Source organism: Staphylococcus sp. HMSC65H10 (genome assembly GCF_001839185.1).
GTDB classification, from domain to species: Bacteria; Bacillota; Bacilli; order Staphylococcales; family Staphylococcaceae; genus Staphylococcus; species Staphylococcus simulans.
This window is the reverse complement of the sequence record NZ_KV840314.1, coordinates 1-13387: the sequence shown is the minus strand read 5'-3', so window position 1 is coordinate 13387 and position 13387 is coordinate 1. Positions and strand designations below refer to the sequence as shown.

Here is a 13387-nt window from a genome sequence, read left to right as displayed (position 1 = left end):
TAAGAAGGAGTGTTTAGATATGGGTGAATTCAAAGGTTTTATGAAATATGACAAACAAGCACTGCCGGAACTTTCGTTAGCAGAGCGTTTAACGAACTATCTTCAATTCCAGCAGCGTTTCACTAAAGAAGATGCACAGCGTCAAGGTGCGCGTTGTATGGATTGTGGTACACCGTTTTGTCAAACAGGTCAAAGTTTAGGACGACAAACAATCGGTTGTCCAATCGGTAACTATATTCCAGAATGGAACGATTTAGTTTATCACGGTGATTTCAGAGAGGCTTATGAACGTCTCTCTGAAACTAATAACTTCCCTGACTTTACAGGACGTGTCTGTCCAGCACCTTGTGAACAAGCGTGTGTGATGAAAATTAATCGAGAGTCGATCGCAATCAAGGGGATTGAGAGAACGATTATTGATGAAGCATTTGAAAATGGATGGGTACAACCGCGCGTACCAGAGAAACGCTTAGGACAATCCGTTGCGATTGTCGGAAGTGGGCCTGCTGGTTTAACAGCTGCGGATGAATTGAATGCGAAGGGGTATGATGTGACAGTTTATGAACGTGCCCATGAACCAGGCGGCTTATTAATGTACGGTATTCCAAATATGAAATTGGATAAAGCAGTTGTTCGTCGCAGAGTTCATTTGATGGAAGAAGCGGGTGTGAAATTTGTTACTGATACTGAAATTGGTGTCGATATTTCCCGGGAAACGTTAGATGAACAATTTGATGCGATTATCGTTTGTACTGGATCACATCAAGCGAGAGATTTACCGCTTGAAGGCCGTATGGGACAAGGTATCCATTTTGCCTTAGATTATTTAACAGAACAAACACAAATCTTAAATGGTGAATTGAAACCAGAAGATGCGACAATCAGTGCAGAAGGTAAAAATGTGATTGTAATCGGTGCCGGTGATACAGGTGCCGACTGTGTCGCAACAGCTTTACGTGAAAACTGTAAATCTATTGTACAGTTCAACCAGTTCACAAGATTACCAGAGCGTTATGAAATAGAAGGTAATCCATATTGGCCGATGTCTATGCCAGTCTTTAAAATGGATTATGCGCATAGTGAATACGAAGAAAAATTCGGTTTTGAACCACGTGCATATGGTGAAAACTCTATGCGTTACGACGTTGATAAGCTTGGTAATGTACGTGGTGTGTATACGCAAACATTGCGACAACTACCAGATGGTTCAACAGAAATGAATGATACTTTACGTCATTGGCCAGCTGACTTAGTCTTGTTAGCAATTGGCTTTATCGGTACTGAAAATACCGTACCGAATGACTTTAACTTAAAAACAGAACGTAACAGTATCGTTGCGAATGATAAAGATTATGCGACAAGTCAACCGCATATCTTTGCGGCAGGTGACGCGAGACGTGGTCAAAGTTTAGTCGTTTGGGCGATTAAAGAAGGACGCGGTGTTGCGAAAGCTGTACACAAATATCTACAAAAACAAACTGTATTCAGTTAATAATACAACACACAGCTATAATCAAATGGCTGTGTGTTTTAATTTTGCGTCATTCTCACAAAACTTAACATTAATTTTTTAAGCAATGTTGACTTCTTTTTATAAATATCATATAATAGTTCTTGTGCTTATTTTGGAGGAATACCCAAGTCCGGCTGAAGGGATCGGTCTTGAAAACCGACAGGGGCTTAACGGCTCGCGGGGGTTCGAATCCCTCTTCCTCCGCCATTATTTTTAAATCCAAGACTAATAGATATAAAAAGGCAATCACTCAACTGTTACGTTGAATGATTGCCTTTTTAGTTTCTGTTATAACTTCAACGTTATAGGGTTTGGTTCAACTATAGGTTTAAATTGTGCAAAATTAAGGAATGAAAGAGTGACGAAACAACGGAGGTACACTCATATGGAAATTAAAGTTTCAAGTGTTTTTGTGGAAGATCAAGACCATGCATTAAAATTTTATACTGAAGTATTAGGATTTCAAAAACATGCAGACGAACCTGCGGGAGAATACAGATGGCTGACAGTTGTATCACCAGAGAATCCTGAAGGCACTGAATTATTATTAGAACCTAATCAACATCCTGTCGCAAAGGCTTATCAAGATGGTCTGAAGCAAGAAGGGATTCCTTGCACGATGTTTGATGTAGAGGATGTACAAGCAACTTATCAAAATTTAAAAGAACAAGGTGTAGGGTTCACTATGGCACCTATGGATATGGGAAATGGTGTAAAGTTTGCGGTGTTTGATGATACTTGCGGTAATTTAATTCAAATTATAGAGCGTCCATAGTGATGGTGTTTTAGCGAAGAAGCGGTAATCTTTTTGTAGGATTATCGCTTTTTTAAAAATATTTCTGATGAAAGCCTTTACATAACTTGTCTAGACAAGTACAATAGATTCAAAGATAAAATAAAGGGAGTGAGTCAGATGGCTGTAAAAGATAAAGATGTTAAACAGATTGTGGAAGCAATCGGGGGAGCTGAAAACTTAGAGACAGCGACGCACTGTGTCACGAGATTACGTTTAGTATTAAAAGATGATGATAAAGTAAATAAGGATGAATTAAGTGAGAATCCGCTCGTTAAAGGACAATTTAAAGCGGATAATCAATATCAAATTGTCATTGGTCCAGGGACAGTCGATGAAGTATATAAACGTTTTATGAATGAAGTCGGTAAAGAAGGGGCTTCTAAAGATGAAGTAAAAGCAGCGGCTGCGAAAAAAGGTAATCCGTTGCAGAGACTCGTAAAATTATTAGGGGATATCTTCATCCCAATCTTACCAGCTATCGTAACTGCCGGTTTATTAATGGGGATTTATAACCTTTTAACAATGGAGGACTTATTCGGTCCGCAACCATTAGTGAAACAATTCCCGCAAATTCATGACTTCGCAGATATTGTGAACGTGATTGCGACAACCGCTTTTATCTTCTTGCCAGCGTTGATTGGTTGGAGTAGTATGCGTGTATTCGGTGGTAACCCAGTACTTGGTTTAGTATTAGGACTTGTCTTAATGCATCCGCAATTGGTATCGCAATATGCTTTAAATGAAGGATCTAAGATTCCTGTTTGGCATATCTTCGGATTAGATGTAAAACAGTTAAACTATCAAGGACAAGTATTACCCGTATTATTAGCTTCTTATGTTTTAGCACAAATTGAAAAAGGCTTAAACAAAGTCGTTCATGACTCAATTAAGATGTTAGTTGTAGGCCCTATCGCATTATTAGTAACAGGGTTCCTTGCATTCTTAGTTATTGGACCGATTGCTTTATGGATTGGTACAGGTATTACAGATGTCGTTACATTCTTATTCAACCGCGCAGGTTGGTTAGGCGGCGCGATTTACGGTTTATTCTACGCACCGCTTGTAATTACAGGTTTACACCACATGTTCCTAGCTGTGGACTTCCAATTAATGGGTAGCTCATTAAAAGGGACATACTTATGGCCGATTCTTGCGATTTCAAATATCTGTCAAGGTTCAGCAGCGCTTGGTGCTTGGTACGTCTACAAACGTCGTAAGATGGTAAAAGAACAAGGTTTAGCAATTACATCAAGTGTGTCTGGTTTACTAGGTGTTACAGAACCTGCAATGTTCGGGGTAAACATTCCATTAAAATATCCATTTGTTGCGGCAATTTTAACATCAGGTGTGCTTGGTGCTTTCATCGGTGCCAGCAAAGTATTAGGTAACGTTGGTGTCGGCGGTGTGCCTGCAATCATTTCTATCCAAAAAGAATACTGGGTAGTCTATGCGATTTGTACAGTTATTGCGGTGATTGTACCTGCCATTCTAACAGTCATCTTCTCAAAATTTGCGAAAACAAAAGCAAAAGAAATGGTAGATTAAGTTATTATAGATATATAAAACGTACGTTTAAAAAACAGAACATCATATAAAAGGTGTTCTGTTTTTTTATAAAGAGAGAGGAAAAGGTGATCATACTATGAAACATAACGATTGGAGAAAGTCTGTTGTTTATCAAATTTATCCAAAATCATTTAACGACACGACAGGAAATGGTGTAGGAGATTTAAACGGGATTATTGAAAAGATGGATTATCTAGAGTATTTAGGTGTCGATTACCTTTGGTTAACACCAGTGTATCAATCACCGATGAGTGACAATGGTTATGATATCAGTGATTACTATAATATTAATGAAGACTTCGGAACGAAAGAAGAATTAAGACGTTTACTAGATGAAGCGCATGCGCATAATTTAAAAGTGATGATGGATATCGTCATCAATCACACGTCAACAGAACATGAGTGGTTTAAATCAGCGATTTCATCAAAAGAAAATCCATATCGTGATTATTACTTCTTCCGTAAGCCCGCAAAAGAAGGTACGCCTCCGACAAACTGGGAGTCAAAATTTGGGGGTAATGCATGGAAGTATGATGAAAAAACCGATGAATATTACTTACATCTTTTTGACGTGACGCAAGCAGATTTAAACTGGGAAAATCCTGAAGTGAGAGCAGCATTATACGACATGATCAATTATTGGATTGATTTCGGTGTAGATGGTTTCCGCTTTGACGTTATCAATTTAATTTCCAAAGATGAATTCAAAGATTCTGAAGCGATTGGGAAAGAGTTCTATACAGATGGTCCACGTGTACATGAATTCATTCATGAAATGAATCGAGAAACATTCGGAGGCAAAGACTTAATGACAGTCGGAGAAATGTCTTCAACTACGATTGAAAATTGTATTAAGTACACAAAACCAGAGCGTGAAGAATTAAATAGTGTGTTTAACTTCCATCATTTAAAAGTAGATTATGAGAATGGTGAAAAATGGACGTATGCAGATTATGATTTCTTAGCACTTAAACGCATTTTGATGGAATGGCAAATGGGTATTCATGAAGGCGGCGGTTGGAACGCAATCTTCTGGTGCAATCACGATCAGCCCCGTGTTGTTTCTCGTTTTGGAGATGATTCAACAGAGGAATTACGTCAAAAGAGTGCGAAAATGTTAGCTGTAGCACTGCATATGCTGCAAGGGACACCTTATATTTATCAAGGTGAAGAAATCGGAATGACTAATCCGCATTTCACAAGTATTGATCAATATCGCGATGTTGAATCGTTGAATGCGTATCGTAATTTAAAAGAACAAGGTGTAGAAGAAGCACGTATTATGCAGATTCTTGCGCAAAAATCTCGTGATAATTCACGTACACCAATGCAGTGGACACCGGCTGAAAATGCTGGCTTTACAAGTGGCACACCTTGGATTGATATTCCAGACAACGCACGTTATATTAATGTTGAAGATGAAATTGAAAATGAACATTCTGTTTTACAAACATACCGTGAATTAATCCGCTTACGTCATGAACATGATATTATAACGTATGGAGATATAACGCCGTTATATATGGATGATAAGCAATTAATGATTTATCGTCGTACGTATCAAAATCAACAATGGTTGGTAATCGCAAACTTTAGTAAAGAAGTGGCTTTATTACCAGAAGATCTTGAAACAACAGGAGAGGTTGTTTTAGAGCGCGGTACGATTGTAGATGGAGAAATTGAAGGTTATGGTGCGATTGTCATTGCACAAGAGGATAACTAGGCACTATAACGATTAAGACGAATGAAGGATAGAGTGAGAACGATGATGACGAAACCGAAGAAATTCACCAAGATTTATGATGATTTAAGAACGCAAATTGTAAATGAAAAGTTGGAATATGGGGCACAACTGCCTTCTGAACATGATTTGGTCACAATGTATCACGCTTCTCGTGAAACAGTACGTCGTGCACTGAATTTATTGGTCAGTGAAGGTATGATTCAAAAAATCAGAGGCAAAGGCTCAATTGTGATTTATCAAGGTGTTAAAGAATTTCCGTTTTCTAAGCTGACAAGTTTCAAAGAGGTCCAACAAAATTTAGGGATTACTTTAGAAACAGAAGTGAAATTATTAGAAACTGTACGAGCACAAGAAGTTCCTGCTGTCCAAGAAGCACTAGATTTAACTAACAATGCCGTGTTGTGGCATCTTGTGCGTTATCGTAAAATGGATGGCAGAGTCAAAATTATAGATGAAGATTACTTGGTGGAAGCTGCCGTTCCAGGTTTAACTGAAACGATTGTGAAAAATTCGCTTTATGAATATATTGAGCAACAACTTAAACAAGAGATTAGTTATTCTAGTAAGGCCATTACGTTTGAGGCGTTTGGAGAAGCGGAATATGAAGCTTTCGGACAAGTAAATCCACCTTACACTGCCACCGTCAGAGGTGTCGTGCATTTAAAAGATACAACGAAATTCCAATACAATATCGCAAAACATATTGCGACTGAATTCAGATTTGTGGATTTCTCAAGAAGATAAGGAAGAAAATGAAGCACTTATTAAGAGGAAGATTTACAAATCATTAATACTTGCATTACCTGCTTAATATATAGTAAGATATAACTTGCCGTGCTAGGTGGGGAGGTAGCGGTTCCCTATTCTCGAAATCCGCTTATGCGAGACTGAATACTTTGCCTAGGGTGTGTACTTGTGAAGTCTGCCCAAAGCACGAGGTGTTTGAAGATTTCGGTCCTATGCAATATGAACCCATGAATCATGTCAGGTCCTGACGGAAGCAGCATTAAGTGGATTATCATATGTGCCGTAGGGTAGCCGAGATTTAGCTGTCGACTTTGGTAACGTTCATGATACACATTCAAAGCAAAGTTGCGCGGTTTTTTTATGTCTATAATGAACGAATATATAAAGAAGTGCTTTCATAAGGTAGGTTGAAACTTATCTTATGAAAGCACTTTTTAATTTGGATTATTTAATGGTTGTCATGGGCAGCTTTAACTAAATACTTCGTGAACTCTGAAATCTGTTTTTGTTTCTCGGAATCTTCCATATAAAGGACTCCGTATTCTATCATTTGATTAAATGGTGCACCTACAGAAACTGTAGTAATCATATCGCGTTGATAATAAGGTGTGCTTTCTACCATTAAATCCGACAGAATACTGATACCTAAGCCTTCCGCAACAGAATTGAATAATACACCGACGTTTTCAGTGGAAAATAATAGGTTGATTGAACCATTCTTTTCTTCGAAATTTTGGATGTTCTTTTTATAGAAGTTGCGATCATATAGAATGAAGGGGAAGCCTTTGATATCTTCTAGTGAAAGTTGTTTATAGTAAGCAAGTTTAGAGTCACTTGGGACAATAGCGGTAAAACCGCTAGAGAATAATGGCGCATAACGTGCACCACGTACGTCTAAGTCTTCTTCTTTTAAGATAGTATATAAACCGATGTCAGCTTCTCCGCTGACAACTAAACGTTGAACTTCATCATTTTCAGCTTCAGTAATTTGTACATCAATATTGGGGTTGTCTCTTTTAAATGTAGACATTACACTTGGGACGATAGTCATAAATAAACTTGGAACTGTAGCGATTGAAAGGGTCCCTTTCATTTCTGAATTCAAAGTTTCAATTTTCTCGTAAAGTGTGGATTCTTGTTCTAACAGATCTAAGATGAAGGGATATATTTCTTTGCCTTGCGGTGTTAAAGTCGTACCGCTTTTTTGACGTTGAAACAGCTTTAAATTTAACTCGTCTTCTAAATGAGAGATAGACTGACTTAACGCGGATTGCGTGATATGTAATAAGGTTGCTGCTTTTGTAATTGAACCTGTTTCAGTGATTGTTTTAACATAATATAACTGTGTGAAATTCATAACTATACCTCTTATTCATTAGTTCTGCTTATGAAAACATTAATAAATTCCATTATACATTAGTGTTATTTATGATTATAATAGTTTCATTGAAAATTTTGTGACGTATAGAGGGAGTGTACAAATATGTATCGTCATTTGTGGACGAAAGATTTTATATTTATTACATTGATTAACTTCTTAATGTATATCATTCATTACGCCTTAATCGTAACTGTAACTTCTTTTACAATAGATACTTTCCATGCGGGAGAAGGTATGGGTGGCTTAGCTGCTGGTATCTTTATTATTGGAATGTTATTCGGGCGTTTATTTACTGGGAAATATATTGATCAGCTTAATTTGAAAAAGACACTTTTAGCAAGTTTGGTCTTTTCATTTGTGGCCATAGCGTTGTATTTCCTTATTCATAGCTTATTAGTTTTAATCATTGTGCGTTTAATCCATGGTATCGCATTTGGGATGGCTTCTACAACAACAGGAACGTATTCATCTACGATTGTGCCAGAAGATCGAAAAGGTGAAGGTATCGGCTATTACGCACTAAGTACAACAGTAGCTTCAGCGATTGGTCCTTTCTTAGGTATTTTAATCAACCAACGCTTCAGTTTTGAAAGTAACTTCATTGTATGTTTAATCTGTATCTTACTTGCTGGGGTTTTATCACTCTTTATCTCTAATATTAGACAACCTATGGTAGATGCAGAGAATAAAGAAGTGAATTCAGCTAAAGGCATCGGCCAATTTCTACAAAAACAGGCCATACCGATTTCTATTGTCATTGTCTTTGTAGGGATTGCATATTCAAGCGTACTCGCATTCTTAGATTCGTATGCCAGTCACATTGGTTTAGCGGCTGCCGCAAGTTTCTTCTTTGTGGTTTACGCATTTAGTACGTTCGTTGTCAGACCGATTACAGGTAAAGTGTTCGATAATTATGGTGCGAATAAAGTTGTTTATCCTGTGTTAGTACTATTCGTCATTGGCTTAGTGTTATTAAGTGTGACGCATAGCAGCTGGATGTTATTATTCTCAGCTATATTCATCGGTATTGGTTATGGTACATTAATTCCATCTTTCCAAACGATTGCGATTCAAGCCTCACCACCTGAAAAGATTGGACTTGCGACTTCAACATTCTATATCTTTGCGGATTTAGGTGCTGGTGCTGGTCCAACGTTACTCGGCATTTTAATTGGTAGCGTAGGCTATCGAAACCTTTATATGTTAATGGCATTATTACTAGTTGGTGTAATTGCGCTTTATTATTTCATGCATGGTCGTAAACATAAAACAATGGAATATTAATCAAAAATGCGGTGTACCTGTAAAGAGGTATACCGCATTGTTCTTAGTTCAAAGTGTTTTTTCTTTTAAAATTTCTTCTGCGCTTTTGAATTGAATACCATAGCGTAAAAAGACGATGCCACAAATCAAGCCTGGCAGAACTGCCCATATATTATACAAAACAACAAAATTGGCTAGACACAATACAATAAACACGATGCCTAAAAGGGTATAAGCTTTATTTTTCATTACCATGTGTGTCGCCCCCCTTAATGGATTTTGACAATGCTGACTTAGTTAACTCATATCTTATCACATAATTTACATTAATTTTACAAATATTATATAATTTCTTCAAAAAAGGAGCGTCATGGGTTTTTAGCGATTGACGAAAATGCATAAACCCATATTAATAAGAGAAAAAAGTAAGTTACGTTATAATGTACTTATTACTTTTTACTGAATAACGGAGGGGAACGTATGCAGATATTTCTAGGTACAGTAACAGAAAACGATTATCCAGTGATTGCACACTTAAAAGACAAAAAAGACAGTGAAGGGCTCTTCGAAGGGGAATATTACGAAGATAGTTTGCGTGAATTAAGACGCTTGCCTAACTATAATCATGATTTTGAAATGATTGCGCGTACTGATGATAATGAAATCGTCGGTCATATTTTGATGATGCAAGAGTTGATTCGAAATGAAGAAGATATACAGCGCCCTTTAATGATACGTTCATTATCTGTGAAAGAGGATTATAGAGAATATGGAATCGGCAAGGCTTTGGTAGAAGCAGTAGAAAGCCGAGCAAAAGAGGCTGGCTATAATGAAATTATTGTAGAGGGTGAACCAGATTATTTTAGATCGCTCGGTTTTATCCCTTTAAGTAATTTCAGTGTAGAAGTTCCAGAGGGTGAAGATATAGATCAATATAGTGTTTATCTATTGTGGGATACTTTAGATGCGCATCCACAAGGACAGTTAATCTTTGAAAATGAAGTTTGATTTCTATCATCGCATTGCATCCTGTCTGCGTGCTATAATAATGATGATTTGTATTCGGAGGTGCGAAAGTGAATTATCAAGCTTTATATAGAATGTATCGACCACAAAGTTTCAGTGATGTGGTTGGACAAGAGCATGTAACTAAGACGCTCCGTAACGCGATTGCTAAAGGTAAACAATCGCATGCTTATATTTTCAGCGGTCCTAGAGGGACTGGGAAAACGAGTATTGCGAAAGTATTTGCGAAAGCAATCAACTGTCCTAACAGCGTTGACGGAGAACCCTGTAATGAATGCGACATTTGTAAGAGTATTACGCAAGGCTCTAATTCAGATGTCATTGAAATTGACGCAGCAAGTAATAATGGTGTCGATGAAATCAGAAACATACGAGATAAAGTGAAATACGCACCATCACAATCAAAATATAAAGTCTATATTATCGATGAAGTGCATATGCTGACAACGGGTGCATTTAATGCGTTGTTAAAAACGTTAGAAGAACCGCCAGCACATGCTATTTTTATTCTGGCGACAACGGAACCGCATAAAATTCCGCCTACTATTATTTCACGTGCGCAACGCTTTGATTTCAAAGCTATCAGTTTAGATCAAATTATTGATCGTTTGCGTTATGTTGCAAAATCTCAACATATTGAATTCGATGAAGAAGCGATTGCGTTTATTGCGAAAGCATCAGAAGGTGGTATGCGTGATGCATTGAGTATCATGGACCAAGCGATTGCATTCGGTGATGAACACTTAACATTGCAAGATGCGTTGAATGTAACTGGTAGTGTAGATGAAGCTTCTCTGAATGCTTTATTAAATGATGTCGCAAATGGAGAAATGAAAGCAGCTTTTGCACGCTATCATCAATTTATAGAAGACGGTAAGGAAGTCAATCGTTTAATTAATGATCTGATTTACTTTGTACGTGATACGATTATGAATAAAACAGCCCAAAATCAAACAGAATATGATGCTTTGATGGGCTTTGACTTTGATACCTTATATAAAATGATTGATTTAATTAATGATACATTAGTATCTGTGCGTTTTAGTGTAAATCAAAACGTACACTTTGAAGTATTATTAGTTAAATTGGCGGAATTGATTAAAGCGGGTGGAGCTTCTAAAACATCAGAGCCTCAAACTTCAATGAATCAACCGCAAGCAACGCAAACAGCAGGTGCCAATGATGTTAATAGTGCTTTATTACAACGTTTAGAACACCTTGAGCAAGAATTGCACGCTTTAAAACAACAAGGTGTTCCACAAGTGAACACACCACCTAAGCAACATACAGCCCCTAGAGGGCGTCGTAAGAGTAAGAATAGTTACTCTATGACGCAAATTGCGAAGGTACTAGATAATGCGAATAAAGAAGATATTCAATTATTAAAAGAGCATTGGCAAGAAGTAATTGATCATGCGAAAAATCACAATCAAAAAGCGTTGGTGAGTTTATTGCAAAACTCTATTCCAGTCGCAGCGAGTGAAAAAAGCGTCTTGGTTCAATTTGAAGCAGAGATTCATTGTGAAATCGTAAATGACGATGATGAGAAACGTAAAAACTTAGAAGAAGTTGTACGCAGTATTATCAACAAAGATGTTGCAGTTGTCGGTGTACCTGCAGACCAATGGATGCAAGTACGCTCTGAATATCTTCAAAATCGAAAACGTAATCAACAAGCAAACCAAACAAAAACGAAACAAGAAGCGCCTCAAGATGATATTGTTCAAAAAGCCAAAGACATGTTTGGTGAAGACACTGTTCATGTCATGGATGAAGAATAAAGAAAATACAGCACACAGCCTTTCAGATACCATCATTGTCGAAAGACCTGTGTGCTTTGTGTTATAATTTGCATATCAATAGAAGAGATAGGAGAGTAAATAATGGGTTTCTTCCATTATAAGTAAAAAAATCGATTGAATACGATTGAACTCTTGTATCTTAGACTTATGTTGAATAATAAAGCTAGAATCTAAGGAGGAACTATATTATGCGCGGTGGCGGAAATATGCAACAAATGATGAAACAAATGCAGAAAATGCAAAAGAAAATGGCTGAAGAGCAAGAAAAATTAAAAGACGAAAGAGTTAAAGGTACAGCAGGCGGCGGTATGGTGACTGTAACTGTAACAGGTCATAAAGAAGTCGTGGATGTTGAAATCAATGAAGAAGCAGTCGACCCAGATGATGTTGAAATGCTTCAAGATTTAGTGTTAGCTGCTACAAATGAAGCGATGAATAAAGCAGATGAATTAACATCAGAACGCTTAGGCAAACACACTAAAGGCTTGAACATTCCTGGAATGTGATAAGCCATGCATTATCCAGAACCAATTTCGAAACTTATTGATAGTTTCATGAAATTGCCAGGCATTGGGCCGAAAACGGCACAACGTCTGGCATTTCATGTCTTAGATATGAAAGAAGATGACGTCGTTCAATTCGCAAAAGCGCTTGTAGATGTCAAACGTGAATTAACATATTGCAGTACATGTGGTCATATTACTGAAGAAGACCCTTGTTATATTTGCCAAGATAAACAGAGAGATCGTTCTGTCATTTGTGTGGTTGAAGACGACAAGGATGTTATTGCAATGGAAAAAATGAGGGAGTATAAAGGGTTATATCATGTATTGCATGGTGCAATCTCTCCAATGGATGGTATCGGGCCGGAGGATATTAATATTCCTTCATTAATAGAACGATTAAAAGATGAAGAAGTAAAAGAATTGATTCTTGCGATGAATCCTAACTTAGAGGGTGAATCGACAGCAATGTATATTTCTCGACTTGTGAAACCAATCGGTATTAAAGTAACAAGATTGGCGCAAGGTCTTTCTGTAGGCGGAGACTTAGAATATGCAGATGAAGTGACTTTGTCACGCGCAATTGCTGGCAGAACAGAGATGTAAAATCAGTGCAGAAGTGTCATAATACTAGAGGTTCAACCTCTTATTATGCCCTTCTGCACTTTTTTAAAACTTTTTTAGAAAAAATAAAGTTTGGTTTTTGTGAGGAATGTTAAGAGATTGTGAAGGGTTATAGAAATGTAAGGGGATATTTAACGAACATTACAAGTTTCATCAGAATAAAAGTACGGAAAATAGCGTCATCGAGTAGTTTAAGAGCGAAAAAAGATGGGTTTTAAGGGTTGCAAAAAAACGCAGAAGCTAGTATAGTTAATACCTGTTGAACGAACGAAACAAATAACTTCAACAATCACATAGAAAAAACTTCTTAAAAAAACTTTTAAAAAAGTGTTGACTTTGAAGTTTTAAGAGAGTATAATTGATTCTTGTGAGTCGGAAAAATAAACCGAATGAACATTGAAAACTGAATGACAATATGTCAA

The 13387-nt window shown here is 37.2% G+C and carries 12 protein-coding genes, 1 tRNA gene and 1 other RNA gene; 12 read left to right on the top strand and 2 right to left on the bottom strand.

The genetic code is table 11. The features are described from left to right. Positions 1-19 precede the first annotated feature (19 nt). The 7 genes from HMPREF3270_RS02500 (at position 20) to ffs (ending at position 6719) form a co-directional block, all read left to right on the top strand. Complete coding sequence (locus tag HMPREF3270_RS02500; protein WP_070848072.1) at positions 20-1492, top strand: glutamate synthase subunit beta; 1473 nt, start codon at positions 20-22, stop codon at positions 1490-1492. Positions 1493-1627: 135 nt separating this feature from the next. Further along, positions 1628-1720 (top strand) — tRNA-Ser (locus tag HMPREF3270_RS02495). A 178-nt stretch (positions 1721-1898) separates the two neighbouring features. After that, the gene (locus HMPREF3270_RS02490) at positions 1899-2288 is read left to right on the top strand and encodes a VOC family protein (protein WP_070848070.1); all 390 of its coding nucleotides are present in this window, start codon (positions 1899-1901) and stop codon (positions 2286-2288) included. 138 nt (positions 2289-2426) lie between these two features. Next, positions 2427-3854, top strand: a complete 1428-nt coding sequence (gene treP / locus HMPREF3270_RS02485; protein WP_002480390.1) for a PTS system trehalose-specific EIIBC component — start codon at positions 2427-2429, stop codon at positions 3852-3854. A gap of 97 nt (positions 3855-3951) precedes the next feature. Then, a complete protein-coding gene (treC, locus tag HMPREF3270_RS02480; RefSeq protein ID WP_070848068.1) occupies positions 3952-5598 on the top strand; it encodes an alpha,alpha-phosphotrehalase in 1647 nt (548 codons plus the stop codon). A gap of 42 nt (positions 5599-5640) precedes the next feature. Beyond that, positions 5641-6363, top strand: coding sequence for a trehalose operon repressor (gene treR, locus HMPREF3270_RS02475; protein ID WP_371106795.1), 723 nt, complete (start codon positions 5641-5643; stop codon positions 6361-6363). Between the two features lie 88 nt (positions 6364-6451). Continuing rightward, positions 6452-6719: signal recognition particle sRNA large type (ffs, locus tag HMPREF3270_RS02470), an RNA gene on the top strand. 95 nt (positions 6720-6814) lie between these two features. Here the strand turns inward: ffs and HMPREF3270_RS02465 are convergent. Continuing rightward, complete coding sequence (locus tag HMPREF3270_RS02465) at positions 6815-7723, bottom strand: LysR family transcriptional regulator (protein WP_002480393.1); 909 nt, start codon at positions 7721-7723, stop codon at positions 6815-6817. A gap of 126 nt (positions 7724-7849) precedes the next feature. Here HMPREF3270_RS02465 and HMPREF3270_RS02460 point away from each other — a divergent pair, with 126 nt between their 5' ends. Further along, positions 7850-9031 (top strand): MFS transporter, encoded by a 1182-nt coding sequence (locus HMPREF3270_RS02460; protein WP_002480394.1) that lies wholly within the window; start codon positions 7850-7852, stop codon positions 9029-9031. Between the two features lie 48 nt (positions 9032-9079). Here the strand turns inward: HMPREF3270_RS02460 and HMPREF3270_RS02455 are convergent, their stop codons facing one another. Beyond that, entirely contained in the window at positions 9080-9265 is a 186-nt protein-coding gene (locus tag HMPREF3270_RS02455) for a hypothetical protein (protein ID WP_002480395.1), read from the bottom strand. A 225-nt stretch (positions 9266-9490) separates the two neighbouring features. Here HMPREF3270_RS02455 and HMPREF3270_RS02450 point away from each other — a divergent pair, with 225 nt between their 5' ends. The 4 genes from HMPREF3270_RS02450 to recR all read left to right on the top strand — a co-directional run bounded on the left by HMPREF3270_RS02450 (position 9491) and on the right by recR (position 12947). Next, positions 9491-10018, top strand: coding sequence for a GNAT family N-acetyltransferase (locus HMPREF3270_RS02450; RefSeq protein ID WP_002480396.1), 528 nt, complete (start codon positions 9491-9493; stop codon positions 10016-10018). 68 nt (positions 10019-10086) lie between these two features. Next, on the top strand, positions 10087-11817 hold the full coding sequence (dnaX, locus tag HMPREF3270_RS02445; RefSeq protein ID WP_070867157.1) for a DNA polymerase III subunit gamma/tau: 1731 nt from the start codon (positions 10087-10089) through the stop codon (positions 11815-11817). A 209-nt stretch (positions 11818-12026) separates the two neighbouring features. Beyond that, positions 12027-12344: a YbaB/EbfC family nucleoid-associated protein gene (locus HMPREF3270_RS02440; RefSeq protein ID WP_002480398.1), complete on the top strand. Its 318-nt coding sequence runs from the start codon at positions 12027-12029 to the stop codon at positions 12342-12344. A gap of 6 nt (positions 12345-12350) precedes the next feature. Then, positions 12351-12947 (top strand): recombination mediator RecR, encoded by a 597-nt coding sequence (recR, locus tag HMPREF3270_RS02435; protein ID WP_002480399.1) that lies wholly within the window; start codon positions 12351-12353, stop codon positions 12945-12947. Positions 12948-13387: the final 440 nt, after the last annotated feature.